Genomic DNA, 26,687 nt, shown 5'->3' on the forward strand with positions numbered 1-26,687 from the left:
AGCCCGCCGGCAGCGGGCGGCTCCGCCGGGGAGGCGGCCGCCAAGCCGAAGGAGAAGGCCCCTGCCGGGCCTTCTCCAGGCGAGTGGCTGGCCGAGGCTGCGGCCGAGGGCCGGCTGCACCGCCCCGGGCCGCTGCTGCAGGAGGTGGAGCTGCGGCTCGCGCCGCCGCCTCCACCGGAAGAGCTGCAGCCGGCCGGGGACTGGGCCGGGCTGCTGCCGCAGACGCGCGGTGCACGCAGCGCGGAGGAGGCGCTCGCGCTGGTGATCCGCCAGGCGGCGGATCAAGCCGAGCGCCGGCGCCGCGGCTTGCAGCCGTAGGCCCGGCCCTGCGCCGGCTGCGCGAGTGCACTGCACTCGCGGCCCCTGGGCCTCGCACCTATGAGGACTTGCGCTGCGCCCGGCTTCACGCTGCTGCATGTACGCACCGCCTCGTGGTGCCGCATTGGCGTCCTGCACCCGCTTCGTGCCGCGCACTGTGCACCGCCCCCGGCGCGTGCTTTAATTCGCGGCTGCAACGCGGGCCGGACACCTGCGGTCTCGCGCACCTAGCGCCTGGCGTCCTGCACCCGCTTCGTGCCGCGCACTGTGCACGCAAGCCAGATCGGCTCCAATATCGCGATAAACGGCATAAATCCCTAAAGCACCGGCGTAATGCATGCTGCAGCGCCGGCACGAAGGGGTTTATGTCTTTTTTTGTCTATTTAGGGTTTGTCCCTCTGCATGAATGTAGAGTACAATGAGGTCATTCATGATATAGTTCCTGAAATATAAAACGAAGGTGGAGAGCATAAATGATTGCTGTATCGGGGAAAGCCATTTGCCGGACTGGCATGCTGCTGGGCTGCCTGATGGTGCCGGGCATGCTGCTGGCCGGGTGCTGGTCCGAGGGCTCGGGCAAGGCCGAGAGTGTCAATCTGCAGGCCCAGCCGGGTCAGCAGCTGGTAGAAGACCTGACAGCCGTTCCGCAGGAAGAGGCGGATCCCGTCATGCTGAAGCGGAGTGAGAATGCACTTCAGGCTACAGCGCGTGAACAGAACGGGAAGTGGTTTGTCACCAACGAAGAGTCCGCAGCCGTCATTGTGAACAAGGAGCGGAGCCTGCCGGATGGCTATGAACCGGGCGATCTCGTGGAGCCGGACGTGACCTTTTCATTCGAGGGGCCTCATGAGAAACGGATGATGCGTCAAGAGGCCGCCCAAGCGCTGGAAGACCTCTTTACCGCAGCACAAGAAGATGGCATGGAGCTGCGCGCGGTATCGGGATATCGTTCCTATACACGTCAAAAATCGGTCTACGAGAGTCATGTCCGTGATAAAGGTGAGAAAGAAGCAGCTAGAATCAGCGCCCTGCCGGGCACGAGCGAGCATCAGACCGGATTATCGATGGATGTTTCCAGCCCGAGCGCCGGCAATGAACTGAGCCAGGCTTTCGGTGATACACCGGAAGGGCGCTGGCTGGAAGAGCATGCTTCAGAATATGGATTCATTATCCGCTATCCTCGGGGACGGGAAGAGACGACTGGATATGTATATGAGCCGTGGCATATTCGCTATGTCGGCGAGGATCTGGCGGCCGATATTGCCGAAAGCGGATTAACGCTTGAGGAGTATTTTGACGAAGACCGTATTAAATTGTAGACAGCACATGACCAGACAAGCATGAGAAATATGCAAAAAAGAGCAGGACGCAAAAAATCTTCCCGCCAAGTGTGCACATACACATACGGACAGGGAAGATTTTTCGTTTGGCTTTTGAACGGAACACCCTTTATTTGTTCAGCGGAGAATCTTCATAACCCGGATCATCGTATCCGGTATCTTCCACCAGCTTGGGAATAATGTTCATCTGCTCGATCGTGTTCCTTGCATTCTCATCACCAAAACGGTGAATATAACTGTACAGTGCGATCGTCACGTCGTCATACTCTTCGGCTGCATCATCATGGTCTGCTGATTTATAGGGAACAAAGGTCCGTTTCAAGGCATATTTATCACTGCCCGCCACATCGTTCAGCAGATCTCTCAGTTTGGTCAGCTCATCGTCATTCATGGTGACCACAAACTCATTGGAATCATTAGGCACGTCCTGAATCAGGTTATGGGCCACTGATACATAATACGTTTTCCGTTCGCTCATGTCCTATCCCTCCGTGATCCGGTTTGCCCGGGGGCTCCCGGAGTATCATTTATCAATTGTATACACGTTAGGCCCGTGGGTGAATCACAGCAGGTGAGCATGGGAATGCCTTCCTTTTTCCATCTGCCTGCAAATTTGGTATGATAGAGTCATCTCTTGTCGTATGGAGCAGCAGGACTTGGCCGTAAACATGCGGCATACATATGAAGATAAGGCGAAGCTTGCTCTAAAGCCGGTTATCGGCTGCTTTAAAGGGTTTAAAGATAGACTATACACATTCATAAAACAGGATATACATCGGATCGTAGGAGGAGAAAACGGATGAATATTTTGCAGAGGCTCAAGGACGGGGCAAACCGGGCAACAGAGAGGGCTCAGCATGCGGTGGAAATCAATAAGGTGAATAGTCAGATTGCCGAGATTGAACATCAAAAGACAGCTTATTACACCGATATGGGAAAAGTGTTTTATGAGGGGTACCGCTCCCAGGATATGAGCATTGCCGAGAAGGAAATGGTGAGTCTCGCCAAGTCATGTGATGAGCTGGATGAGCAGATTTACAGTCTTCGCGGGCGCATTGCGATATTGAAAAACGAACGGCTTTGCCAGTGCGGCCGAACGGTTCCGCTGGATGTGAACTTTTGTCCATACTGCGGCAGCAAACAAGAAGGGGTAAAGAACTCTTTCCAGCGCCGCAGCGTACCGCTTGATAAGAAAGAGCGTGACGACCAGGAGGACGTGAAGGAGAAGCTGTACAGTGAGGAAGCCGCAACGGCCCAGCGTCCGGCCCCGAGTGAGGAATCGTATGCGTATGAGCCGGAAGACGACACTTCGGGAAGGAATCAGGAAGAAGCGGAGTACGAATCTTTTGATACTTATGATTCGTATGAGCATGATTCGTATCGGAAGGAACAAGAAGAGGCAGTGCGGAGACAGCAGGATGAACAGGACCGCGAACGCCGCCACCTGGAAGAGCTGGAACGCGAAAGGGAGCGGCAGTTAGAGCTGGACCGCAGAATTCGTTTCTGGCAGGAGAATAATCAGGAGCCTTCAGCAACAGCCGCAGAAAGCACCGTGAGAGATACCGTCAAATGCCAGATTTGCAGTGCGGACCTGCCGAAGGGCTCCAAGTGGTGCCCTCGCTGCGGTGCCGAACAAATCTAGCGGCAGTCAGCCGCCGGCAGGATCGTGAATGGAAAGGGAAGACCGCGGAGAGGATCTGATGCCGCAGGCAGCTTGGGGAGGACATTTATGGAACAGTTACTGCATCATCTTCGTAATCTCGGCTTTACCGAAATCGAGTCCAAAATAATGATGGACCTTGCACAGCATGGTCCCGCCGGAGGGTATGAGGTTGCGAAGCGTCTCGGAGCTTCCCGCTCCAACGTATATGCAGCCATGCAGCGTCTGGAACGACAGGGGGCGCTTCAACGCGAAGCGGGTGAACCGATTCGATATAAGGCTTTACGGCCCGAAGACCTTACTCGTCTTATTTCCGAACGAGTGGAGGCCTCACTTGCTTTTGTAGAGAAGGAACTGCCCAGACCGGAAGGTGAAGAGAACGCATTTCTCCAGATGGATGGCGATCAGGATGTGCTTGAGCTAGCGGCGAAACGGCTGGGTGAGGCAAGGTATGAGATCGTGGTCGACGTCTGGCGCGAAGAAGCAGCGCTGCTGCGTGACGAGCTTGCGGCTGCCGAGCGCCGCGGTGTAAGGGTATTGTGGGCTTGTGAAGGTTCAGAGCAGGGGCTGTCTCGAACGCTGGCATGGCCCGGCTGGAGGGGCACACAGGAGCGCAAGCAGGGCGGACGGAAATTCTCGTTTGTCATTGACCGATCATGGTGCATGGTCGGAATGAGGGGCGGCGAGATGGAAACAACAGCGATGATTACAGCACATCCTGTAATGACCGAGCTGCTGCTGAACCAATTTTCACAGGAGATGGTTCTCTTTGAGCTTGAACAGGATATGGGGACAGAACTCGAAGCGCGTTACGGCGCTCACTTTGACCGGATTCAGAAGGAATATCTGAGTTCGGAGCCGGAATTTCATCCTGGGAATGAAGAACCCCTTCGAGCCGCGGGCGGAGAGTGAAGACCATGCAGCGCCGGGAAGGCTTCCGGCGTTTATTTGCTCATCTCCCGGGCATTATATAATGAACGCTAAGACAGGAGATGATAGACATGGAATGTATCGTTCATTTTACGGTAGGTCATGATGAGGGACCTAAGAAGCTGCGGGGCCTGATCTTTGTGGGTGAAGGAGAGATGCCAACAGGGGATCAGCTGCTGGATATGTTCGGAAGCATGGGGTTTCAAGTGACGCCCGATCCCCAGGACAGCCAGTTGTTTCTGCCCTCAGGATCGGATTCGACATTTACATACATTCGGGTGAATGAACTGGATATTGGACAGGAAAAGCATGTCGAGGACCGGAATTTGAAGTCCGTTCTGAACAACCTGCTTCAAAAAAACAGATTCGGTCTCTAAAGCCCGCGGCTCAGCGAACCCTTCCGCTGGTGATATAGGTCACCAGCTTGCTATAATAGAGGAACGGAAGGGGAATGATCATGTTTATTGCAGCAGGAATTGCTATGCTTATTATTTACGGACTGCTTGTCTATTATATTGGACGAAGCCTGTGGAAATGGATGAATCCCAAGGCATCTGTCTGGTTTAAGGTATTATATATCGCAGCCCTGGCAGTGATATCAACCTCTTTTATCTCGGCAAGATTTTTCGGCGGTATCGCGATTCTGAATATGATCGGCTCGTATTGGCTGGCATTGTTTTATGTGCTTATTCTGCTGCTGCCGCTCATGCACCTGTTGTTATGGGTGCTTCGGCTGGCATCACTGCACCGCCATTATACTGAGAAGCGGGTCGGTTATGCCGTGCTCCTGCTGAGTGCAGCCATCATCGGATATGGGATATTCAATGCTTACAGCCCTGTGGTCCGCTCGTATGAGGTCACCTTGGCCAAGGCGAGTGAAGGTCCGGACTCCCTGAATATCGTTATGGCCTCGGATATGCATTTCGGACTGCTGTCCGGGAAGAAGCATGCCGAACATATGGTAGAAGAGATCAATGCCCTGGACCCGGATATCGTGCTGATGCCGGGTGATATCATTGATGATGATCTGCAGGCTGTGCTGGATCGCGGTATCGATCAGATCCTGACGGGCATTCGTGCTCCCTATGGTGTATATGCATCGCTGGGGAACCACGACCGTTATGAAGGGGATATTCAGGATCTCATATCCGCGCTTGAAAAGGGCGGGATGACCGTGCTCTATGATGAAACGACTGTGGTAGAAGGCATGACGATTGCCGGCAGAAGGGACAAGCAGGATGAGGAGAGGGCAGCGCTGTCTGAAGTACTGAAGGATGCCGACCTGACCCGGCCGGTCATTCTGCTGGATCACCAGCCGAACGGGCTGGACGAGGCTCAGGAGCAGGGTGTGGATCTGGTTTTATCCGGCCATACCCACCGCGGACAGGTGTTTCCCGCCCATTGGATTACCGGAGCAATCTTTGAAAATGATTGGGGATACCTGCAAAAAGGCTCTCTTCAATCGATCGTCTCCTCCGGCTACGGTTTCTGGGGCCCTCCGATCCGCCTGGGAACCCGTTCCGAGATCGTGCAAATTCAGGTGAATTTCCAACCTTGATTCATGGATCAAGGCGATACCATCCGCACCTCAAAATATTTGAGGCGCAGATGGTATTTTTTGTATCCTGCAGACCCCCGAATGATGTATATTTATGCTGAATGAAAAGCGATAAATGGGGGAGGGAATACATTGTTGTCTTCATCGGTCAGAAAAATGGGAATCACAGCATTGATTGCGGCTCTTATCAGCAGCAGCTTGGGCGTGACCACAGCATCGGCTTCTGGCTCATCGGGGTCCGGAAGCGCAGAGCGCGCCATGATCCAAGCCGGAGGTCGTTTGCTCAGCCTGACGCAGACTGCAGCGGGAGGTCCGGAAGGAGCAGCTGGACTTGCATCTTCCGCCGTTTTGGACCGCCTGCAGGAGCCGGTCAGCCTGGTTGTACTGCCGGATGGATCCATGGCGGTGTCGGACACTGACAATCATGTGATCCGGCGGATCAAGGATGGAAAGAGCAGTGTTTTGGCTGGCGCATCATTGTCGTATGGACGGGGAGAGACAGGGGTATTGACTGGAGGGCTTCTCGACGGAGAAGGAAAGCATGCATTTTTTAATAAACCTGCCGGTTTGGCAGCAGATTCCAGCGGTGTCCTGTATGTTGCAGACTCTGCTAACCATGCCATACGCCGTATCGGCACAGATGGTGCAGTCACTACGATCGCAGGCAGCGGGCTTCTGGGGCTTGCGGATGGAGCAGGAGATGAGGCTCGTTTTCATACACCGCAGGATGTGGCTGTTGACGGGAATGGAACGCTGTACGTAGCGGATACGCTGAATCATGTCATCCGCCGGATCAGTAAGGATGGGGAAGTAACGACCATCGGTGCGCCATCTGCTCGTGTTGTGGAAGTGCATGCCGGTATTGTCACGTTGGCAGGCAATTACAAGAACGGCCGCCTGCAAGAAGCGGAGTTCAATGAACCTTCAGGGCTGGCACTGGATAACAAGGGAAATCTGTTCGTGAGTGATTCCGGGAATCAGGCCATCCGGTATATTGATTTCCAGAAAGGCACGGTAACTACGGCAGCCGGCATCCTGCCCTCAGCAGATGTGTATAAATCCAAGTCGTTGTATGCACCCCCGGGATATACGGACGGTTCAGCCGGAGCGGCGCGTTTTCACACACCGAAAGGGCTGACGTGGACTGCTGCAGAAGGACTGCTCATTGCCGATTCTGGCAACCATGTCATCCGTCAATTGAACCATGGTGTGGTATCCACAATCGCCGGTAATATGAGAGGATTTGCTGACGGGCTGGAGCATGAAGCTGCCTTTGATCATCCTTCCGATGTGGTACAGGGGACGGACGGTTCACTGCTGATTGCTGATCAGCATAATCAGGCTGTGCGTCACTGGACTCCTTACACGGTTCCAGCCGGAGCCTATGGCAGAGGGTTACAGATCATGTATGAGAACGAGCTAATGAAGTTAGGAGCTGCACCGGTACTCATCAAGGGACAGCTGATGCTCCCCGCTGCTGAAGTCGGCAGGCTGCTCGGCTATGCGGTACATTTTGATGAGAAGAAGCAGACATACAGTTTTACCAAGGGAATGGAGAACAAGGTGCTGATTGCGGATCGTGCTGAGTTGATTCCTGTAGAACCAAGCGGTCAAGCAGATAAGACGTCAGAGGCCATAACGTATGTTGAAAAAGATCAGCTGCTTTCTGTTCGTGACACTGCGAAGTGGCTGGGCAAAGATGTACAGTGGATTTCCGGCGCAAAGCTGATACTCATTCGTGATGCAGGTAACCGTAACATGGCGTCATGGCATTCAGCTTACTCGGTTCCGCGTTACATGAGCGTTACAGATTTGAACGGCGATGTCAAAATCCGCTATGGCGGCACATTGATTGTGGATGCCTATGAAGGAATGATGCTCACAGAGGGTGATGAGTTGATTACCGGCCTGGCTGGAAGTGCCGTGCTGCAGACACTGGATCGTAAGGATATCATTACACTTTCGGAGCAGGCCTCACTATACATAACTGATCTTCGCAAAACCGGGGCGGCACATAATACACAGTTGAAGTTGAATGCAGGAGAGGCGTATCTGGATGTAACGCCGCTTACGAAATCTGGTGATACTTTTGTCATTCAATCCGGTTTTACGAGCCAGCAGGTCAGAGGCACACATTTTTTAATATCCACAGAACCTGCAACAGGCTTATCAAAAGCTATAATCCTCAGCGGCAAGGTAAGCGCAACCCAAACGCCAGGCGGAGATTCTCAAGTGATATACCCTTCCCAGCAGCTTCATCTGGATCCTTCCAGTAAAAAAGATAACCTGCTGCCGCCTGTGGAAATCATTGATGTGGAGAAGTTGGTTGAAAGAGCATCTCCCGCAGTCCTGGAGGCGATCATCAAGAACAAAGCAGATATTGAGCGGGAAAATGAAGCGTTAATCAAGCAGCTGGGAAATGCGAGCAGCGGTGGTTCGGATGCCAAGACCGGTCTGAATATCAAGAATCAGGAGGAGCTCAACAAGCTGGCCCAGAATTTCGAGCGGCTGGTTGGGAATATCGCGTTACAGACACAGGCTTCAGGAAAAATAAACAGCAGTGACATGAAGAAAATGATTGAGGAAGCTAACCGCAAAGATCCAACTGCAAAAAAACTTGAGCTGGATCTGGTTAAGCCTCTGGATAAAAAAGCAGGTATTCCGCCAACAGATCCGGCTCGTGAGAAACAAAGCAAAGAGAGTCAGCTTGCCTTGGCACGTAAATTGGAGGAGCAGAAAAAAGCGGAGAAGGAAATGGTAGACCAGCTTCAGGATGTAATGAAGAAATTGCTGGAGCAGATCATGAAAATTCAGCAGCAGAACATGCTTGCAGAGCAGGAGATGTTACAGAAGGTTGTAAAGATGTACATGGAATCCTTGTCCATAGAGGAAAAGGAGCGGTTTATGAAAGAACGGGAGAAGGCTGTAAATGGGCCGAAGCAGCCTCAAGCACCCGTGACGAGTTTCCCTAACCCAGTGATCGTGTCTCCTGTACAGCCACCTGTACCGGTGAATCCGCCGGCTCCGCCAACAGATCCGCCAGTTGAACCCGAAGAACCAGTGGACCCAGAAGAGCCAACGGACCCAGAGCCGCCTGCACCGGCACATTCTGTAAAAGTCGTGTACAGCAATGATATGAGCGAAGAGCTGGAGGCAGGAGAGGAAAATTATTTCGGATGGGTTTATTTTGAGACCGAAGGTCTTCAGGATGACAGTAAAGTGCAGGTTCGAGTGACACTGAAACGCAATGGAACGGCATTGAGCGGGCTGCCTGTGTTATACAATGATTACACCATTGAAACCAATGCGGAAGGTCAGTTTATGTTGAAGCCTCTTCAAGAAACCGGGTTTAGGCTGGCTGATCTGAAGTCAGCGGACAATCCGATCCAGTTCTCCGCAAGTCTGTTGGAAGCTGGAACCTATACTGAAACGATTGAGCTGGTTCAAATGCAGGATGGAGAGGAGACGGTGATCTTAGGAGGGGATACGCGCACCATTATAGTAAGCCCGGGTGTTAGATTTGAATTCATGGGTGAAGAGCCGTTTCTCACAGGCACGAGTATGTATTGGGGTTTCCACACACAGGCATACGGGCTGGACCCGGAGATGCAGGTGGGTTATGAGGTGACCATTTTACACGCGGAAAGTAATATACCGTTTGGAGAAGCTGAGCTTGCTTTTCAGCCGGTAGTTCGTGAAAGGGCAGGAGAAGCAAATTTTAATGATTCTGATCCTTATCTGACACTTGAACCGATCCGTACAGGAACGTTCTATCTGGAAGGAGAGACCCTGGGTCTTGGTGCTGCCGGAGATACTGATTTGGCAGGTGACGGACATGATCTGAATTTCCGCTTACGCAATGTTCACGCCGGTGAGTACGATATACAAATTCGACTGGTGAACGCTGGTACGGCACCTATCCAGTATATTGGTGAAGCGATGATGTGGAGAATCATAGTGGAGTTATCTGATTAAAAAACAAATAACGGCATCCCTTTGCAGGGGTGCCGTTATTTGTTCATCCGCAGCAAAGAGGCAATGGAACAGTTCAGCCCTCTTCATGTTAAACATTCGCCTACATGCGGGCAATTTGTTTCTCGGCAAAATAGCCGATCCAGGGAAGTTTGAACCAGCGGCCCTGGATGGCATGAAACATCAGTATCAGCCACATGAGGATTCCGAGAAGCGCAAGGAGCGCTGCAGCCAGTATGCCGATAACCGGCACAGCGCCAGACAGCAGATGGGCAAGCGCGAGTGTGGTGAAGGCCAGTAGAGACTGCAGGGCGTGAAACATGACGTAACGGCTTCTTTTTTCCAATGACAGAAAGAGAATGCCGCCGACCATAGGGAACAGGTAACAAAGGGTGGCCGCAAGATTCTCGGGAATTCCCGTCGACGATTTGAAGGGTGACATTCTAGAATCAACTCCTTGTCATAAGGCAAGCTATTATACCTTATGAAAGAAGCGGACAAAGTATGATGCATTCCTTCTGTACAGGAAACAAATAATAAGCCTTCAGTCATGGATGCAGTTGGACTTCCATATCTCGTGCTGGCTCATTTTCAGTCTTCTGCGTTGCTGTACTGCGGATCCAGCTTATCCTGCTTGCCGTGGCCTTCCTGCTTAACGACCAGTCGTTTATCGGTACGTCCGTCATGATGATTATCGAAATCGTATTCTCTCAGACGCCACTCCGTTGTGCCCAGCACCTCATCAGCCGGAAACATGCCGCCGCGCTCCAGATATTGCTCCTGCCCCGCCTCATTGGTGTAAACACCGTCAACTTCAACCTTTTCCCTGGACACGGGAGGCATGTCCTTGTCTTTACCCGACACCTCGGATCACACTCCTTCATATAAAATAATGGCCATACCATTATAATTAACGTCTCCAGATGGGTTGAGAAATATCCGCAGGGCTACCCGTTTTCTCCATTTGGAGCTGACGCTATATCCAACCCCGCCCGCGAGCCGGAATGTATGTGGTTTTCCACATACATTGGCCCGAACGCTTCCCGCTCTCGCGCAGGAAAGGGCGGTCCCCAAATAGGCCGTCAGCCTTTTACTCCACCTCTGCCATGGATGGAAGAATGTACTGCTCCAGCAGCATTCGAGGGTTCTTCCAGCGGCTGACCTGACTATCCTGCGTGAACAGGACGAGTGCATCCAATTCCGGAAATAGATACATCTGCTGTCCGCCGTGACCATGCGCGAGCGAGTAGGGCTGTCCGTCGATTTTTCCTGTCCACCATTGATAGCCGTAATCTCCAAAGGCAGGATATCCTTCCGTTTGCGGAGCCAGCGCTTCTTCCAGCCACGAAGCCGGAATCAGGGACTGGTCCTGCCACATACCCTTTTGAAGACAGCATAGACCGAACTTTGCCATGTCCCGGGAAGTCAGGTACAGGCCAACATGCCCCATGCTGTGGCCTTCCGGACTGGGTGACCAGGCGGCATGTGAAATCTCCAGCGGTCTGAACAGCTTCTCCTGCGCGTAAGTATAAGCGTCGATACCTGAGACTTCAGTTAGAGCAGCCGATAGGAGATGCGAATCGGTGCTTCTGTACTGAAAGGACCCGATATTCTCTTCGATCACCGGCAGGGAAAGCGCGAAGGAGGTCCATCTGCGTGTTCGATGAAACTGATGGATCAGCGGTTCACCGAGCTTCTTGCCTGTTTTCCAGGAAAATCCGGAAGTCATGGTCAGCAGATGGCGAAAGGTAATCTGAGGAAGTAGTGGGTGGCCTTGTTTATGCATAAGTTTGCCCAGCACATCCACAACTGGAGTATCCAGTGAAGGAAGAAGCCCCTCCGCCACAGCCATGCCAAACAAGGTTGATGTGATACTCTTGGTTGCCGATCTCAGGTCGTTCAGTGAGCCTGCATGGTGATTCCCATAATATTGTTCATAAATCAGCCGGCTTCCTCGAACAATAAGGAAGCTTCTCATTTTGGGATAGCTGCGCATAATATGCTGGTGTGCTTCATTCAGCAGATGCGATTGACAGCCGGCTTCCTCAGGCTTTACGGCAGCGAAAGCGGGAGCCATCTGAACAGGTGCGGAGAGCATCGGTACAGGCTGAATCATAAGGGAGCCTCCTTCTGGTTTGAAAACGTGGCTTTCAAGTATCTTAACCAAATCCCCGGATGGAAGCGGCAAAAGCACAAAATGAGACGAAAAAACATTTTTTGGGAAAGATGAAACAAACCTTCGAATATGATACAATATATAAATGATTCAACATGATGATTTTGTGGTATATAAAGTGTCATATGCATTGGTAAGTTGCTGAATATCCACCTATTCATCACTGGCACCATGGCAGAACATGTATTTAACAGGTAGATCTTTTCGGCATTCTCTTAAACGAATTGTAATTCCAAACGTTTTGGGAGGGGATCAACATGGCAACGAAAGGTCACAATGAAGTTAAAGAAAGTCTGCGGGAAATGACACGAATTTTCCGGCCTAAAGATCCGAAAAAATTTGTAAAGGAGTATGTCCGGAAATACCATATCATGGGTGGCTATGAGGAAGAACTGACACTGGTCGTTGAGCATGAGCTCGGCCGCTTGAATTCCTCAGTTTCTTAGAGCATCTATAACGGAATGACATAGAATTTTTCAGTATAACCTGTCCGACCGTTTTCGGGAAACATGCCTGAAGGCGGTTTTTTTGCGTGCGCTATTTCTATCATGTCCAAATATATACATAACGTCCTCGTTGTTGGAAATTGTCGATGTCAAGATTGGGAGTGGGGGATGAAGGGGATGAAAATGATGCAAGTAAACAATGAAAACGGTTACAAATTCAGAAGCGGCGCGACTTTGACATCTTTTCGAACAATTTGTGAACTCCTTGTGAAACATTGACAAAAGGTGACCTTAAACTTATATTTAATAGGTGATTGCTTTAATTGACAGGATTACTTCATCCGTGATACTGCAGGTAGATTACCGCTGTTCGCGCTGGATGGTAGTCTACGAAATTCGGAAAAGTGGGGTAGATCAATGATGAAACGGTGGCAGGCTCTAAAGCGTCTTCTTCCTTTGTTGGCCATGTTTTCTTTGCTCTTGTCCGGCTGCGGCCGTGAGGATTTATCCGTATTGAATCCACAGGGTCCGGTAGCTGATGGACAATTGGGATTGATCAAGCTTTCAATCTCGATCATGATTCTTGTGGTCATCGTCGTATTTGCGATTGCGGCGTATGTATTGGTTAAGTTCCGCAGAAGACCCGGCCAGAAGGAAATGCCGGTGCAGGTGGAAGGTAACCACAAGCTGGAAATTATCTGGACAGCTATACCGCTGCTCCTTGTAATTGTTCTTGCGGTTCCAACGATTCAACAGGTTTTCGCCAGCGGCGAGGACAAATGGAAGCAGGAAGGTGTGCTTCAAGTAGAAGTAACAGGCCACCAGTTCTGGTGGGAATTTAATTATCCGCAGTATGATGTGACGACAGCTCAGGAGCTGTTGATGCCGGTAGGCCGTGAAGTTGCGCTGCAGCTCAAAACCGCAGACGTTCTTCACTCTTTCTGGGTACCTTCACTGGCAGGCAAGACGGACACCAACCCGGACGGCACGATCAACCATATGAGCTTCAGTACAGAGAAACCCGGTACATACATTGGTAAATGTGCAGAATTATGCGGTCCGTCTCACGGTTACATGGAGTTCCGTGTGAAAGCGGTTGAGGCTGATGCATTTGATAGATGGGTGGAATCGACTAAAGCACCAGCTGTGCTGCCAGAAGACACCCAGCTGGCCGAGAAGTTCAAAACAAACTGTCTCTCCTGCCATGCTGTAGGCGACCAAGGTGGTTTTACAGGTCCTAATTTGACAGGTATCGGTTCCCGTGAAACGGTTGCAGGAATCCTGCTGAACGATAGTAATGGTGCTAAAGGTTCAAGCCCGGTGAAAGACAACCTTGTGCAGTGGCTGCAAGACCCGCAGGAGGTTAAACCAAACAACACCATGCCGGATCCGAAGGATCTCGGATTCACTGACGAAGAAATCGAGCAGATCGCCGAATACCTGGCCAATTACAAATTGGATTACTAATTACAGCAAGGACTTAGAAGGGGGTACAAACCTTGGCTCAAGCACAAGCTCAAGGCCATGTTCATGGAGATCACCATCATAGCGTAAAGCGCTATACCGGTATCATGGACTGGCTGACGACGGTTGACCACAAAAAGATCGGCATACTGTATCTGCTGGCCGGCGGATTCTTCTTCGGAATCGGCGGTATCGAGGCGATTCTGATTCGCCTGCAGCTGATCAAGCCGATGAATAATTTCGTCTCGGCCCAGGTGTTTAACGAACTGATCACCATGCACGGAACGACGATGATTTTCCTCGGCGTCATGCCGATTATCTTTGCACTGATGAATGCAGTTATTCCGCTCCAGATCGGCGCACGCGACGTAGCCTTTCCGTTTCTGAACTCCCTGGGGTTCTGGACATTCCTGTTCGGCGGTATTCTGCTGAACCTGAGCTGGGTGATGGGCGGAGCGCCGGATGCAGGCTGGACGGCGTATACGCCGTTATCCTCTGAGTACAGTAATTCCCACGGCGTAGACTTTTATACGATCGGTCTTCAGATTGCCGGTCTCGGTACGCTGATCGGGGGTATCAACTTCCTGGTAACCATCATTACGATGCGTGCTCCAGGTATGTCTTACATGAGAATGCCGATGTTCACTTGGGCATCCTTCATTACGTCCGCTATGATCTTGTTCGCATTTCCTGCGATCACAGTAGGTCTGGTCCTGCTCAGCTTTGACCGGATTCTGGGCGCTAATTTCTTCGATGTCGCAGCTGGCGGTAACCCTGTCCTGTGGCAGCATATTTTCTGGATTTTCGGACACCCTGAGGTGTACATTCTGATTCTTCCGGCTTTCGGTATTATTTCAGAAGTTATTCCAACATTTGCCCGCAAGCGTCTGTTCGGATACAGCTCCATGGTATTTGCAACCATCCTGATTGCCTTCCTGGGTTTCATGGTATGGGCTCACCATATGTTTACAACAGGACTGGGTCCTGTAGCGAACGCGCTGTTCTCGATTGCAACGATGCTGATCGCGGTTCCGACCGGGATCAAGATCTTCAACTGGCTCTTCACGATGTGGGGCGGCCAAATCACCTTCACAAGCTCCAACCTGTTCGCGATCGGATTTATTCCGACCTTCGTTATGGGTGGTGTGACCGGTGTTATGCTGGCCTCCGCACCAGCGGATTACCAGTACCATGATACGTATTTTGTCGTAGCTCACTTCCATTACGTTATTGTAGGCGGTCTGGTATTTGGACTGCTGTCCGGTCTCCACTACTGGTGGCCAAAAATGTTCGGCCGTATGCTGAGCGAGCCGATCGGTAAATGGACATTCTGGACGTTCTGTATCGGTTTTCATCTGACATTCTTTGTACAGCATTTCCTCGGCTTGCTCGGTATGCAGCGCCGTATCGTTTCATACCTGCCGCATCAGAACTTTGATACGATGAACCTGATCAGTACGATCGGTGCACTGTTGATGGGTGTCGGTATCCTGCTGTTCCTCTACAACATCGTAGTCACTTCGATGAAGCCGATGAATGCAGCTGCAGATGCCTGGGAAGACGGCCGTACCCTGGAATGGAGTATTCCTTCTCCACCTCCGGAGTACAACTTCAAGCAGACACCTTTGGTACGCGGTATCGACGCGTTCTGGAAAGAGAAAATGGCTGGCAACAAGGCAATGACCCCGGCAGAGCCGGTAGGGTCGATTCACATGCCGTCACCTTCCATTCTGCCGTTTGTGATGTCCCTGGGCTTGTTTATCGCAGGTCTCGGATTCATGTTCAGCAGAGAAGATTTCTCGAACTCATTCATGAGCTTCATCTTTAATAACTATCTCGTTCTGATTATCGGTCTGATGATTACATTCGGGGCTATGATTACCCGTTCCCTGATCGACGACCCTGGCTATCATATCGAACCGGAAGAACAGGAAGAGGAGGTAAGAGCATGACATCCGCACACGCAGAACACGTAAACGGAGAGCTTCCTCACGAGCCGGAAAAGGCAACCCTGGAGGGACGCAACAAGACCCTGGGCTTCTGGCTGTTCCTGGGCGGGGAGGCTGTACTCTTCGGTACGCTCTTCGCAACATTTCTGGCATTGCGCAATTCGAATAATGACGGACCGACAGCGGCTGAGCTGTTCTCACTCCCGATTACCGCTATTGCAACAGCCATCCTGCTGGTCAGCAGCTTGACGAGTGTATTCGCCATCCAGGCGATGCACCGTCATAATCTGCAGTCTCTTAAAACTTGGCTGATCGTAACTGTAGTATTGGGTCTGGGCTTCCTGGGTCTGGAGATTTACGAATTTTACGAGTATGTTGTACATGAATCATTCGGGTTAACGACAAGTGCATTCTCATCCGCATTCTATACGCTGGTCGGCTTCCACGGCGCTCACGTGGCGTTCGGTGTTGTCTGGATCAGCTTGCTGATTGCACAGCTGTATAGAAAAGGCCTTACGGTCGTAACAGCACCTAAGGTTTATGTATCCGCCATGTACTGGCATTTTATCGACGTGGTATGGGTGTTTATTTTCTCGGTCGTATACCTTCTCGGAAAGGTGGGCTAAGGAATGGCTGGAAATGAACAGCAACCTCAAAACCAGGCGGTTAAACACCGTCATCGGACGGAAGGCCCTCAGAAGCATGTCGTAGTCTTTATCTTGTCGATTGTCCTGACGGCAATTGCTTTCGCGGCTGTCGCTGCAGGTGATGTGAATCCGGTATTTACGATCATTCTGCTGCTGGTCATGGCTGTCATTCAGGTCTTTGTTCAAATGGGCTACTGGATGCATCTGAAAGATAAGGGACATTTGATGCCAATCATCTTTATGATCGGCGGATTCTTCGTAGCAAGTACGGCAATCGTCATGGCAATATACTGGGTTTGGTGGTAAAATACAAAGAGGCGGGCTTACGTGCCGCCTCTTTTTTTCAAATGAACATATGTATAATCTCAGCATGCAGTATCCTACATACTGCTGCTGCGTGATCATTTCAGAAACGGTTACTGCCCGGCTCTATGGGGCAGAAAAACCGTTTCTGTCTCGTTTCAAGGCCCTTGTCACAATTTAGACAGAATTTACCCGGTAGGGGGAGGTTTTCAGTATGCTAGGTTTGGAATATTTCAGTTTTGCGGAGCAGTGGAGTCCATTGTTTCTGGCGTTCATGCTGTTGGTTTTGGCTGGATATTTTGTCGTCATCGGACCTCTGAGCAGCCGGTTTGAGGGAAGTGAACCGGTCTCGGCCGGAAGGAAGATCCTGTTTATCAGCGGTATGCTGGTCATGTACCTGGCACAAGGCGGGCCGATTAATTTGCTGGGTCATACGATGTTTTCTTTTCATATGATCAGTATGGCGATGTCGTATCTGGTTGCAACGCCGCTGCTTATACTGGGCATACCGGTATGGTTATGGCGATACTTTGACCGGGTGAATCCATTGAGGGAAAAACTCGGTTTTCTATCACGCCCGATTCTGTCAGCCGTATTGTTTAACGGGTTGTTCTCGTTCTATCATTTCCCGGCCATTCATGACTTCGTCATGTTGAATTTCTGGGTACACCGTCTGTATTATATCGTTCTTTTCATTGCATCGATCCTGATGTGGTGGGCGATCATTCAGCCGATCCCGGAAAAGGACAAGTCCACAGGTCTCGCCAAAATGGGATTTATCTTTCTGAACATGGTACTGCTGACCCCTGCTTGCGCATTGATTATTTTCTCCGCGGAACCAATGTACGCTACGTACAGTGATCCGGCGACTTGGGCCAAGGCGATGGGATATTGTGTTTCCAGTGGCTCGACGGCACTCCTGTCCCAATTTGGGGGTCCTGAATTTTTCGGATATCTGGATCCCAAGACGGATCAGCGTGTAGGCGGAATCATCATGAAGTTCTTCCAGGAGATTATCTTCGCGTCCATGCTGGCTTATGTATTCTTCCATTGGTACAAGCGGGAAAATGAAGAGGATGATCCGCTGCCAGCGGAGATCACCACAGCGAATTAGAACAAAAGTTGAATTGCATCATATCTGAGGAGGATATCCATGGATTTGTATTTTCTGTTTCCCACCATCAGCACCACCTTTATCGTAATCAGTGCTGTGCTGGTTGCCATAGGCTGGCGGCTTATCATTAAGGGCAAGCGGGATGCACACAAGAAGGTCATGATCTGGGCGGCGGTAGCTGCGATTATCTTCTTTATCATCTACTCGTCCCGTACTATTTTTATTGGGAATACTACATGGGGAGGGCCGGATAACCTGAAGCCGTTCTACCAGGTGTTTCTGATCTTCCATATTACGCTGGCTACCGTAGCTGCTGTTTTCGGAATCACGACGCTGGTGCTGGGATTCAAGGAAAAGTATGCGAAGCATAGAAAATGGGGCCGTACCACTGCGGTCATCTGGTTCGTTACAGCGGTGACAGGTGTTGCGGTATATACCCTGCTGTATCTTCTGTATCCAGGCGGTCATACCGCTCCCGTATGGAAAGCTATTTTTGGATTGTAATCAAGTTTGTGATGGGTGAGACATAACCAGGCCGGCAGCGGAAGCTGCCGGTTTTTTTCGTTGTTCAAGGCTTTTTACAAAAATTAGCTCTCCAACTATTGACAGTGTATATATAGGATTGTATAGTGTGTATAAAGATATATACACTAAGCACACAAAAGGTAACGAAAGGGTGAGGAGATTGACAGTACTCAGCCAGGCAATGAAGATCGTTGCCAAGGAGATTAAACAAGACAAATTTATGGTGCTGTGGACCATAATATTTATGACTTATATGACGATCTCCTTCAGTATTATGTTAGACAATGCGTTTAAGGAAGTGACATATGATCCTTTTATCGATTTTATGCTGCTGCTGTTTGCACCTATGCTCGGCTTTACTTTTTCCAGAAGAGCATTCAGGTATCTGAACGAGGATTCCTACACACAGATGTTGTATTTTTACCGCAGCATTCCTGTACCGCCGGAGGCTGTAATGGTAAGTCGGGGAATCATGGGCCTGTGTTCGTTCCTGATTAACGGCATGATTTTTTTCGGTGGGATTTATCTGCTTGGGAGCAGCCTGGAAAGTGCTATTGGCCTGTCTTCCTTCATCGCATTCAGCATATCCTGGATCGGAATAGGCCTGCTGATTAACGGGTTATATGTTTATTTTGAAATTATGCGAACGGGAAAAGGCTACTTTTGGATCATGCTGCTGGTGTTTGTTGCTATCGGATTAATTGTTCTGATCACGTTTATGTTGGGCAGCCGGTTCAGTTTGTTTGAACACCTGGTGAATAGCTCGAGGGAGTACAGCCTCCTCTCCCCAACGATGTGGATATCATTAATCACTGGCCTGATCGGATATATCGGATTGTGCTGGATGGCATATAGAAGGATGCGGTTGAGGGATTTAACCTAAAGTTGTGTTGAACGTGTATATGAAGCGAGGTGAAACAGGTGCGAATCCCGATACAGATCAATGAGAACAGTGCAGAGCCCTTGTATCACCAGATTGAAACACAGCTGAGATCCCTCATCATCAGCGGACAGATCGAAGAAGGAACACTGCTGCCCTCGATTCGGGAATTTGCGGGCGGATTGAACTGCAGTGTCATTACGGTCAGGCGGGTGTATCAGGATCTGGAGAATGAGGGGCTGCTGCGGACAAGGCAGGGCACCGGTACCTTTGTCGCTGGTGTCGGTGAGCAGGCCAGGGCGCAATTCAAGCATGATGCCGTCTTCAAAGCACTGGAAGCTGCAGTGGATACTGCGCAATCCGTTCATTGCAGCGAAGAAGAGCTGCGATCCATGTTTTTCAAGATTGTTGAGAAGAAGTACGGCGGTAAGGGGGGTGAAATCGGTGGAGAATCAAGTGATTGAACTGCGGGATGTCCTTAAGAAACGACGAACGAAGAATATCGGACCGTTGTCGCTGGCTATCCCTGAAGGATACGTGGTGGCCCTGGTCGGTCCGAACGGTTCGGGAAAGAGCACCGTTCTCAACATGCTGATTCAGGCGGTGCTGCCTGATGAGGGAGACATCGTATGGTTCGGGGAGACTTATGCTGAAGGCCTGCCGCTGCATATCCGTAAACAGATTGGCTTCGTGCCTGAACAGATCAGTATGGAAGAGAGATACCTGACAGCAGATGATGCGGCGGCGTTTCGCTCACAGTGGTATGACACCTGGGACGGATATTATTTCGATGAGCTGCTCTCTAAATTTGGAGTACCTAGGGGCGTCAAGCTGGTCAAAATGTCCAAAGGCGAGAGACGCAAATATGAAATTGCAGCTGCGCTTGCACCGCGCCCCAAACTGCTGCTGCTGGATGAACCGTCTTCGGGGCTCGACCCCTTCGCATGGAAGCTGATGATTAGCCAGCTGAGAGAATGTTTGAAAGGCGGAGAGACGACGATCCTTTTATCCACTCATATTGTGGATGAGGTCCGGCGACTCGCGGACTATATCGTGCTGATGCATTATGGCAAAGTGCTCGGCATGGTCGAGAAGGACAGTCTGCTGGACAATTGGAAAGAATGCTGGGTGACCGGTGATGCCGAACTTGTTCAGGAACTGCCCGGTGTTGTGAGCTGGAAGCCGGAGGCGGCAGGTGCTCTGTCGTTTGTGACGACAGCTTGTGTGGAAGTGGAGCGTATCCTCCAGTCTGCAGGCATCCCGATCTTGAAGACACGTGGACTGGAGCTGGATGAAGTATTGAGTCTGTGGATCGAAGGACATACCCCTGCCGAAAACGGCAAAATGGAGAGGAGAGAATAGAATGCAGCGTCTACAATTAGAAGATGTCGTAAAAATCTATGCTGACAAAACAGCGGTAAACCAAATTTCACTTGGGGTCGATGAGGGTGAGATTTACGGACTGCTTGGGGCGAATGGAGCGGGTAAAACCACAACCATGCGAATGGTGCTGGGCCTTATTTATCCGGATGAGGGCAAGATCATCTACAACGGTAAGCCTTACAGCAAGGAGCTTCGTCAGATTATGGGATACCTTCCGGAAGAGCGAGGTCTTTATCCGAAGGTCAAAGTAAGTGATCAGATCTCCTATCTGGCTCAGCTGCGCGGCATGTCCGCCAAGGATGCGGATAAGAGTCTGCGTTATTGGCTGGAGCGCTTTGAGGTTCCCGAGTATTACAATAAAAAAATTGAAGAGCTTTCCAAAGGAAATCAGCAAAAAATGGGCTTTATCGCAGCCGTCGTGCATCGTCCGCAGATTTTGATTCTGGATGAAGCATTCAGCGGACTCGACCCGGTAAATGTAGAACTGTTGAAATCAACTGTAAAAGAACTGCGGGACAGCGGGACCAGCATTCTGTTCTCCACCCACCGGATGGAGCATGTGGAAGAGCTGTGCAAGAATATTACCATTCTTCATCGTTCCAACACGGTCGTTCAGGGCAGCCTGAAAGAGATTAAATCACGTTATCCGCGGGAAGATGTCACCTTGGGTACATCTGGGGAAGTGAACGGGCTGGAGCAGATTGCCGGAGTAAGTAAGGTGGACCGTCTGGAAGACGGATATCTGATCCGAATTGAAGCAGCTAGTGCGGCACAGCAAATTCTGCAGCTGGCTATGGCTCAAAGCACGGTGCATCGTTTTGAAGTGAAGGAGCCTACATTGAATCAAATCTTTATCAAGGCGGTGGGTGAATCTAATGAATAATATGTGGACAGTAATCCGGTTTACCTTTATGAACAAGGTTAGAACCAAATCGTTTGTTGTATCTACCTTAATCTTTGCCCTGTTAATTACCATCGGCATTAATATTCCTTTTCTTATTCAATTGTTCAGTGGAGACAGCAATGATGCTGACGGCGGTCCGGTACGCATCGGTCTGGTGTACGGTGAGCAGACAGAGATTGCAGAAGAGTTAAACAGTACGCTGGGTAATATCACACCAGACTATGAGCTGGTGAAGTATGAGGCATTGGATGAAAATGCACTGAACCAGGATGTGGCGGAGGGAGTCATTGACGGCTATCTCCGGTTTGAAGCTCAAGAGGGCAGCAGCTTCCCGGCTGTCATCTACAGCTCGGAGGAAGAATATATCGAGCCGCAGCTGCAAGCTGCACTGCAGGCTGCGCTGCAGGGACCTAAAACCCGCAGTGTAGTCAACGATCTGACTTTGACAGACGAGCAGATCAACGAGATCAACACCCCGGTTCAAATCAGCACGAACAGTGTTGCGGACCAAACGGATGGAGGCAGCGAGGCAGATGGCTTGATGAAAGCAGCGGATGAACCAATTAACTTTATTATTGTCTATGCGCTTGTGATTCTGTTCTTCGTGACTTTGATGAGCACCGGTAATATGATTGCTTCGGAGGTTACCACTGAAAAAAGTTCGCGCATCATGGAAATTCTGATTACGAGCGTATCGCCGCTCAGTCAGATGTTCGGGAAGGTCATTGGGATGTTCCTGCTGGGTCTGACCCAGATCGCATCCTTTGTAATCGTGGCCGTGATTAACCTGATGCTGCCCCATAACGTGGACACGATGGCCAAACTGGATCTGGATTTCTCCGCGGTGGATCCGATGCTTCTGATCTTCGGTCTGCTGTTCTACATCTTCGGTTACTTCCTGTATGCGGTGCTGTTTGCAGCTGTCGGCTCCATCGTCAGCCGTACAGAGGACCTCGGTCAGGCGATCATGCCGATTACGATGCTGTCCCTTGCTGCATTTTACATCGCGATCTTCAGCCTGGGTGCACCGAACTCTACCCTGATGAAAGTATCTTCATTTATTCCTTTCTTCTCACCGACATCCGTCATTGTGCGGATGGGCCTGGGTAATGCACCGATGTGGGAGATCCTGGTTTCCCTAGGCATCCTGCTTGTAGCCATCCTGGTCTTCGGCTGGTTATCTGCGAAGATTTACCGCACCGGTGTGCTGATGTACGGCAAGCGTCCTAGCTTCAAAGAGCTGCGCAAGGCGATGAAGGCGTATAAAATTTAACGGATTTAATATGTTTGTGTGTGAGGCTGATCTCCCCAGGAGGTCAGCCTTTTGCAGAACATATCAAAGCTTGATATAAAAATGCCTGTTCCGGACATTACAATACGTTGATACAGCAGATACAATAAAAATAATGTTAATTTGAAAGCGTTTAAAATATAGACCAGGGAAGATGTTTCGATTCATTTTCTAATTGTCAATGAAACAATTTACTTGGGAGGGGTACACATGAACAACGGATCACAGGAACACCGCTTGTGGTATGCAAAGCCAGCCAATGAATGGAACGAGGCGCTGCCTGTAGGCAACGGACGGCTGGGGGCTATGGTTTTCGGAGGAGTTTCAAAAGAGCATATCCAGCTTAACGAGGACTCCGTATGGTACGGTGGCCCGAGAGACCGGAATAACCCTGATGCGCGGCCTAACCTGACAGAGCTGAGGAAGCTGATCATGGACGGACGCCTTAAGGAGGCAGAGGAGCTGGCCCTGCTGGTCCTTCCCGGACTTCCGGAAACGCAGCGCCACTATCTTCCGCTGGGTGACCTTCATCTGACGTTCAAGAATCACGATGAGCCTTATAGGGAGTACAGCCGGGAGCTGGATCTGGAGCGGGGAATCGTCAAGACATGTTACGAGATCGGAGATACGGTCTTTACCCGAGAGGTGTTCTCCAGTTATCCCGACCAAGCCCTCATCGTTCGGCTATCAGCGGATAAAAGCGGTGCGATTTCATTTAAAACCCGGTTTAATCGAGGGAAATGGAGGTACTTGGAGAAGACCGAGAAATGGGGCGAAGACGGGCTGGTCATGCATGCCCATACCGGCGGAGAAGGCGGAAGCATGTTCTGTGCCGCCTTGAAGGCGGTCAATACAGGAGGCACAACCCGGACGATCGGTGAGCACCTCGTCATCGAGAATGCGGATTCTGTGACACTGATCCTTGCTGCATCAACGGCCTTCCGCGAAGAGGATCCTGTTGCACACTGCATATCGCATTTGAACAGTCTTTTGAATCAGTCCTACTCCACACTGCTGGAGCGCCATCTTGCCGACTATCAGTCATTGTATGACCGCACAAATCTGACCCTGCCGGGAAATTCCGAGCTGACTGGATTGCCTACCGACGAGCGGCTGGATCGCATCAAGCGGGGGGAGACAGATCATGGCCTGATCGCTTTATATTTTCATTACGGCCGATATCTGCTGATGGCATCCAGCCGTCCCGGTTCTTTGCCAGCGAACCTGCAGGGCATCTGGAACAACAACTTCATACCGCCTTGGGACAGTAAGTATACGATCAATATCAACGCGCAAATGAACTATTGGCCAGCTGAACTTTGCAACCTGACAGAATGTCATGAACCGCTGTTCGATCTCATTGAGCGTATGCGGGAGCCCGGCAGAATAACTGCTCAGCAGATGTATGGGTGCCGAGGCTTCACGGCCCATCATAACACCGACATCTGGGGAGATACAGCACCGCAGGATACATATCTGCCGGCTTCGTTTTGGCCAATGGGTGCGGCCTGGCTCTGTCTGCATTTATGGGAGCACTACCGATTCGGGCAGGATCTGGATTTCCTGGATAGAGCCTACGACACAATGAAAGAAGCGGCGGTTTTTCTGCTCGATTATCTGATCGAAGATCAGCAGGGCAGACTCATTACCTGCCCATCTGTCTCACCTGAAAATCGATACATTCTCCCCGGCGGAGAGTCAGGTGTATTATGTGCAGGTGCGTCCATGGATTTTCAGATTATTGGTGCGTTGTTCCGCGCCTGCATCGAGAGCGCAGAGCTGCTTGGGAAGGATGAAGCGATTAAGGATGAGCTGGAAGCTGCCATAAAGCGGCTGCCGCAGCCAAAGATCGGAAAGTACGGACAGATTCAGGAGTGGATGGAGGATTACGAGGAGGAGGAACCGGGGCATCGTCATATTTCCCATCTGTTCGCCCTGTATCCTGGTGATGATTTCACGCCCGAGCGCACGCCGGAATTAGCGGCCGCTGCGCATACAACACTGAAGCGCAGACTTTCTTCCGGCGGCGGGCATACGGGCTGGAGCCGGGCGTGGATCATTAATTTCTGGGCAAGACTCCAGGAAGGTCAGCTAGCCTACGACAATGTGATGGCGCTGCTGCATCACTCGACGATGAAGAACCTGTTTGACGATCATCCTCCGTTTCAGATAGACGGCAACTTCGGCGGCACTGCCGGCATCGCAGAAATGCTGCTGCAAAGCCATGCTGGTATTATTCGGCTGCTGCCAGCGATTCCGGACGTGTGGAGCGAAGGCGAGGTTAAAGGGCTGCGTGCACGGGGCGGATTTACGCTGAGCTTCAAGTGGGAAGCATTGAAGATAACGAAAGTTGTCGTGGAATGCAGCTTTTCGGGACTGTGTGAGATTGGGGCTCCGGGCTTGGCCCCGATCTCCTTTACCGGAGAGGCTGGAAAAACGTACACCTTTAAAGGGGAAGCTTAATCAATCCTGCGATTTGCAGGCGAGGCAGAAACAGTGGTATGGTGAAGATTGGCATTATGCTGGTCTTCATCATTTTTTTCTAAGGAGAATGTACAAAATGAGAAACTGGAAAAAGACACTGTTATCACTAACCTTATCGGCAGGCATGCTGGCCGCGGCCGTACCTGCGATGGCTGCCCCGCAGCATCCGGCTGTCAAAGTTGGTGATCAAACCCTTCGTTACAGCTCAGGAATGCCGGTCATTGACCAGGGTACAACCTATGTTCCACTAAGATCTACATTGGCAGAACTGGATGGCAAGCTAACATATGCAGCTGAAGACACCATCTATGCGGTGGTGGATGGCAAAAAAATCACGTTAAAAAGCAAGCTGAAGAAGATCAACGGCGTCACCTACGCCCCGATCCGTGTTGTGGGAGATGCTGCAGGCTATGAGGTTCGCTGGGATGCAGCATCACGTACTGTAATGCTCACGGCGGCGGCGACAGGCGGAACGGAAGAAACAGCATCAGCAGGGCGCGGCTTCATGTGGGAAGTGGAGAGCGGCGGAAACACCGTGTATCTGGTAGGCTCAATGCATATTGCGGATGACAGCTTCTACCCGCTGCGCCCGGAATTTGAGGAAGCTTTCAGCGAATCCGATTATCTGGGTGTAGAAATTGATGTCAGCAAAGCCGCAGATGCAGAACAGCAGCAGCTGATCATGGACATGGGCATGTATCAGGATGGCACAACACTGAAGGACCATATCTCCAGCGGCACCTATGCCAAACTTGGGGAGATTCTGAAGAAAAGCGGCCTTGCACCCAATGCGATGGATGCGTTTAAGCCCTGGGTAGCGGAAAGCACAATCAGCAGCCTCAAGGCGGCCAAAGCCGGTTATGAAGCAGCAGCTGGAATCGATCTGTATTTTGTGCAGAAAGCAATAGAACGCAAAATGCCGGTGCTGGAGCTGGAATCCTACGAGTCACAGCTGGGCATGTTCAACAGCTTCTCCAAGGAGCTTCAGGAGAAAAACCTGCGTGCTGTCCTCGACCATTTTGGTGAAATGGATCAGACGGTAAGCCAGATGGCTGAAATGTGGAAAACAGGCAATGAAGATCAGCTGCTGGAGCTCACTAACAATTTCTCCGATGATGAGGAGTATGTAAAAGCGATGCTCATCGACCGCAATATCGGCATGGCCGATAAAATCGACGGTTATCTTAAAAACGGCAAAACCGAAGAATACTTCATCGTGGTTGGAGCGGCTCACTATTTGGGTGAACACGGGGTGATCAAGCTTCTGGAAGATCAGGGCTATAGGGTCGTGCGGAAATAGATCGCGCTATGCACATTGACATATCGAATATAATCGATATAAT

25 protein-coding genes and 1 pseudogene are annotated in these 26,687 nt (G+C 50.9%); 21 read left to right on the plus strand and 5 right to left on the minus strand.

Going from position 1 to position 26,687, the window contains the following annotated elements; all coding sequences use genetic code 11:
- Positions 1–318: pseudogene (locus HII30_RS16150) on the plus strand (hypothetical protein); the annotation flags it as partial.
- Between the two features lie 180 nt (positions 319–498).
- Here the strand turns inward: HII30_RS16150 and HII30_RS16155 are convergent.
- Entirely contained in the window at positions 499–657 is a 159-nt protein-coding gene (locus HII30_RS16155) for a hypothetical protein (RefSeq protein ID WP_169506087.1), read from the minus strand.
- Positions 658–791: 134 nt separating this feature from the next.
- Between HII30_RS16155 and HII30_RS16160 the strand changes: the two genes are divergently transcribed.
- Positions 792–1,637, plus strand: a complete 846-nt coding sequence (locus tag HII30_RS16160) for a M15 family metallopeptidase (protein WP_169506088.1) — start codon at positions 792–794, stop codon at positions 1,635–1,637.
- 130 nt (positions 1,638–1,767) lie between these two features.
- On the opposite strand, the gene HII30_RS16165 is transcribed toward HII30_RS16160, so the two are convergent.
- Positions 1,768–2,136, minus strand: coding sequence for a hypothetical protein (locus HII30_RS16165; protein ID WP_169506089.1), 369 nt, complete (start codon positions 2,134–2,136; stop codon positions 1,768–1,770).
- Positions 2,137–2,457: 321 nt separating this feature from the next.
- Between HII30_RS16165 and HII30_RS16170 the strand changes: the two genes are divergently transcribed.
- The 5 genes from HII30_RS16170 (at position 2,458) to HII30_RS16190 (ending at position 9,781) form a co-directional block, all read left to right on the plus strand.
- Positions 2,458–3,300: a zinc ribbon domain-containing protein gene (locus HII30_RS16170; RefSeq protein ID WP_169506090.1), complete on the plus strand. Its 843-nt coding sequence runs from the start codon at positions 2,458–2,460 to the stop codon at positions 3,298–3,300.
- 87 nt (positions 3,301–3,387) lie between these two features.
- Positions 3,388–4,230 (plus strand): TrmB family transcriptional regulator, encoded by an 843-nt coding sequence (locus tag HII30_RS16175; RefSeq protein ID WP_169506091.1) that lies wholly within the window; start codon positions 3,388–3,390, stop codon positions 4,228–4,230.
- An 89-nt stretch (positions 4,231–4,319) separates the two neighbouring features.
- Positions 4,320–4,625, plus strand: coding sequence for a hypothetical protein (locus HII30_RS16180; RefSeq protein WP_211184638.1), 306 nt, complete (start codon positions 4,320–4,322; stop codon positions 4,623–4,625).
- Between the two features lie 80 nt (positions 4,626–4,705).
- Complete coding sequence (locus HII30_RS16185) at positions 4,706–5,806, plus strand: metallophosphoesterase (protein ID WP_211184639.1); 1,101 nt, start codon at positions 4,706–4,708, stop codon at positions 5,804–5,806.
- A gap of 132 nt (positions 5,807–5,938) precedes the next feature.
- Entirely contained in the window at positions 5,939–9,781 is a 3,843-nt protein-coding gene (locus tag HII30_RS16190) for a stalk domain-containing protein (protein WP_169506093.1), read from the plus strand.
- A 100-nt stretch (positions 9,782–9,881) separates the two neighbouring features.
- Here the strand turns inward: HII30_RS16190 and HII30_RS16195 are convergent, their stop codons facing one another.
- The 3 genes from HII30_RS16195 to HII30_RS16205 all read right to left on the minus strand — a co-directional run bounded on the left by HII30_RS16195 (position 9,882) and on the right by HII30_RS16205 (position 11,894).
- Positions 9,882–10,220: a DUF4870 domain-containing protein gene (locus HII30_RS16195; RefSeq protein WP_169506094.1), complete on the minus strand. Its 339-nt coding sequence runs from the start codon at positions 10,218–10,220 to the stop codon at positions 9,882–9,884.
- 149 nt (positions 10,221–10,369) lie between these two features.
- Positions 10,370–10,642 (minus strand): transposase, encoded by a 273-nt coding sequence (locus HII30_RS16200; protein WP_169506095.1) that lies wholly within the window; start codon positions 10,640–10,642, stop codon positions 10,370–10,372.
- A gap of 226 nt (positions 10,643–10,868) precedes the next feature.
- A complete protein-coding gene (locus tag HII30_RS16205) occupies positions 10,869–11,894 on the minus strand; it encodes a serine hydrolase domain-containing protein (RefSeq protein WP_169506096.1) in 1,026 nt (341 codons plus the stop codon).
- Between the two features lie 317 nt (positions 11,895–12,211).
- Here HII30_RS16205 and HII30_RS16210 point away from each other — a divergent pair, with 317 nt between their 5' ends.
- The 14 genes from HII30_RS16210 to HII30_RS16275 all read left to right on the plus strand — a co-directional run bounded on the left by HII30_RS16210 (position 12,212) and on the right by HII30_RS16275 (position 26,644).
- Positions 12,212–12,400, plus strand: a complete 189-nt coding sequence (locus HII30_RS16210) for a hypothetical protein (RefSeq protein ID WP_138224340.1) — start codon at positions 12,212–12,214, stop codon at positions 12,398–12,400.
- A 417-nt stretch (positions 12,401–12,817) separates the two neighbouring features.
- Positions 12,818–13,867 carry a cytochrome c oxidase subunit II gene (coxB, locus tag HII30_RS16215; RefSeq protein ID WP_169506097.1) on the plus strand — a complete coding sequence of 350 codons (1,050 nt, stop codon included), beginning with the start codon at positions 12,818–12,820 and terminating at the stop codon, positions 13,865–13,867.
- A gap of 104 nt (positions 13,868–13,971) precedes the next feature.
- Positions 13,972–15,816, plus strand: a complete 1,845-nt coding sequence (gene ctaD / locus HII30_RS16220; RefSeq protein ID WP_169506172.1) for a cytochrome c oxidase subunit I — start codon at positions 13,972–13,974, stop codon at positions 15,814–15,816.
- Positions 15,813–16,439, plus strand: coding sequence for a cytochrome (ubi)quinol oxidase subunit III (locus tag HII30_RS16225; protein WP_169506098.1), 627 nt, complete (start codon positions 15,813–15,815; stop codon positions 16,437–16,439). The genes ctaD and HII30_RS16225 overlap by 4 nt, the downstream gene beginning before the upstream one ends.
- 3 nt (positions 16,440–16,442) lie before the next feature.
- Entirely contained in the window at positions 16,443–16,766 is a 324-nt protein-coding gene (locus HII30_RS16230; protein WP_169506099.1) for a cytochrome C oxidase subunit IV family protein, read from the plus strand.
- Positions 16,767–16,977: 211 nt separating this feature from the next.
- The gene (ctaG, locus tag HII30_RS16235) at positions 16,978–17,877 is read left to right on the plus strand and encodes a cytochrome c oxidase assembly factor CtaG (protein ID WP_169506100.1); all 900 of its coding nucleotides are present in this window, start codon (positions 16,978–16,980) and stop codon (positions 17,875–17,877) included.
- Between the two features lie 39 nt (positions 17,878–17,916).
- Positions 17,917–18,381: a DUF420 domain-containing protein gene (locus tag HII30_RS16240; protein ID WP_169506101.1), complete on the plus strand. Its 465-nt coding sequence runs from the start codon at positions 17,917–17,919 to the stop codon at positions 18,379–18,381.
- A gap of 181 nt (positions 18,382–18,562) precedes the next feature.
- Positions 18,563–19,285, plus strand: coding sequence for a hypothetical protein (locus HII30_RS16245; RefSeq protein WP_169506102.1), 723 nt, complete (start codon positions 18,563–18,565; stop codon positions 19,283–19,285).
- 38 nt (positions 19,286–19,323) lie between these two features.
- The gene (locus tag HII30_RS16250; protein WP_169506173.1) at positions 19,324–19,746 is read left to right on the plus strand and encodes a GntR family transcriptional regulator; all 423 of its coding nucleotides are present in this window, start codon (positions 19,324–19,326) and stop codon (positions 19,744–19,746) included.
- Positions 19,727–20,644, plus strand: coding sequence for an ATP-binding cassette domain-containing protein (locus HII30_RS16255; protein ID WP_169506103.1), 918 nt, complete (start codon positions 19,727–19,729; stop codon positions 20,642–20,644). Before HII30_RS16250 ends, HII30_RS16255 begins: the two co-directional genes overlap by 20 nt.
- A 1-nt stretch (position 20,645) precedes the next feature.
- A complete protein-coding gene (locus tag HII30_RS16260) occupies positions 20,646–21,548 on the plus strand; it encodes an ABC transporter ATP-binding protein (RefSeq protein WP_169506104.1) in 903 nt (300 codons plus the stop codon).
- Positions 21,541–22,842, plus strand: a complete 1,302-nt coding sequence (locus HII30_RS16265) for an ABC transporter permease (protein ID WP_169506105.1) — start codon at positions 21,541–21,543, stop codon at positions 22,840–22,842. The genes HII30_RS16260 and HII30_RS16265 overlap by 8 nt, the downstream gene beginning before the upstream one ends.
- Before the next feature lie 228 nt (positions 22,843–23,070).
- A complete protein-coding gene (locus HII30_RS16270; RefSeq protein WP_169506106.1) occupies positions 23,071–25,323 on the plus strand; it encodes a glycoside hydrolase family 95 protein in 2,253 nt (750 codons plus the stop codon).
- Positions 25,324–25,420: 97 nt separating this feature from the next.
- Positions 25,421–26,644: a TraB/GumN family protein gene (locus HII30_RS16275; RefSeq protein ID WP_169506107.1), complete on the plus strand. Its 1,224-nt coding sequence runs from the start codon at positions 25,421–25,423 to the stop codon at positions 26,642–26,644.
- Positions 26,645–26,687 lie beyond the last annotated feature (43 nt).

Source organism: Paenibacillus lemnae, assembly GCF_012933385.1.
Taxonomy (GTDB): Bacteria; Bacillota; Bacilli; order Paenibacillales; family Paenibacillaceae; genus Paenibacillus_AQ; species Paenibacillus_AQ lemnae.

Excerpts from the sequence above, each read along its gene's own strand:
- HII30_RS16155 (WP_169506087.1), bottom strand. The coding sequence starts at position 657 with ATGCATTACGCCGGTGCTTTAGGGATTTATGCCGTTTATCGCGATATT.
- HII30_RS16160 (WP_169506088.1), top strand. The coding sequence starts at position 792 with ATGATTGCTGTATCGGGGAAAGCCATTTGCCGGACTGGCATGCTGCTG.
- HII30_RS16165 (WP_169506089.1), bottom strand. The coding sequence starts at position 2,136 with ATGAGCGAACGGAAAACGTATTATGTATCAGTGGCCCATAACCTGATT.
- HII30_RS16170 (WP_169506090.1), top strand. The coding sequence starts at position 2,458 with ATGAATATTTTGCAGAGGCTCAAGGACGGGGCAAACCGGGCAACAGAG.
- HII30_RS16175 (WP_169506091.1), top strand. The coding sequence starts at position 3,388 with ATGGAACAGTTACTGCATCATCTTCGTAATCTCGGCTTTACCGAAATC.
- HII30_RS16180 (WP_211184638.1), top strand. The coding sequence starts at position 4,320 with ATGGAATGTATCGTTCATTTTACGGTAGGTCATGATGAGGGACCTAAG.
- HII30_RS16185 (WP_211184639.1), top strand. The coding sequence starts at position 4,706 with ATGTTTATTGCAGCAGGAATTGCTATGCTTATTATTTACGGACTGCTT.
- HII30_RS16195 (WP_169506094.1), bottom strand. The coding sequence starts at position 10,220 with ATGTCACCCTTCAAATCGTCGACGGGAATTCCCGAGAATCTTGCGGCC.
- HII30_RS16205 (WP_169506096.1), bottom strand. The coding sequence starts at position 11,894 with ATGATTCAGCCTGTACCGATGCTCTCCGCACCTGTTCAGATGGCTCCC.
- HII30_RS16210 (WP_138224340.1), top strand. The coding sequence starts at position 12,212 with ATGGCAACGAAAGGTCACAATGAAGTTAAAGAAAGTCTGCGGGAAATG.
- coxB (WP_169506097.1), top strand. The coding sequence starts at position 12,818 with ATGATGAAACGGTGGCAGGCTCTAAAGCGTCTTCTTCCTTTGTTGGCC.
- ctaD (WP_169506172.1), top strand. The coding sequence starts at position 13,972 with ATGGACTGGCTGACGACGGTTGACCACAAAAAGATCGGCATACTGTAT.
- HII30_RS16225 (WP_169506098.1), top strand. The coding sequence starts at position 15,813 with ATGACATCCGCACACGCAGAACACGTAAACGGAGAGCTTCCTCACGAG.
- HII30_RS16230 (WP_169506099.1), top strand. The coding sequence starts at position 16,443 with ATGGCTGGAAATGAACAGCAACCTCAAAACCAGGCGGTTAAACACCGT.
- ctaG (WP_169506100.1), top strand. The coding sequence starts at position 16,978 with ATGCTAGGTTTGGAATATTTCAGTTTTGCGGAGCAGTGGAGTCCATTG.
- HII30_RS16240 (WP_169506101.1), top strand. The coding sequence starts at position 17,917 with ATGGATTTGTATTTTCTGTTTCCCACCATCAGCACCACCTTTATCGTA.
- HII30_RS16260 (WP_169506104.1), top strand. The coding sequence starts at position 20,646 with ATGCAGCGTCTACAATTAGAAGATGTCGTAAAAATCTATGCTGACAAA.
- HII30_RS16265 (WP_169506105.1), top strand. The coding sequence starts at position 21,541 with ATGAATAATATGTGGACAGTAATCCGGTTTACCTTTATGAACAAGGTT.
- HII30_RS16270 (WP_169506106.1), top strand. The coding sequence starts at position 23,071 with ATGAACAACGGATCACAGGAACACCGCTTGTGGTATGCAAAGCCAGCC.
- HII30_RS16275 (WP_169506107.1), top strand. The coding sequence starts at position 25,421 with ATGAGAAACTGGAAAAAGACACTGTTATCACTAACCTTATCGGCAGGC.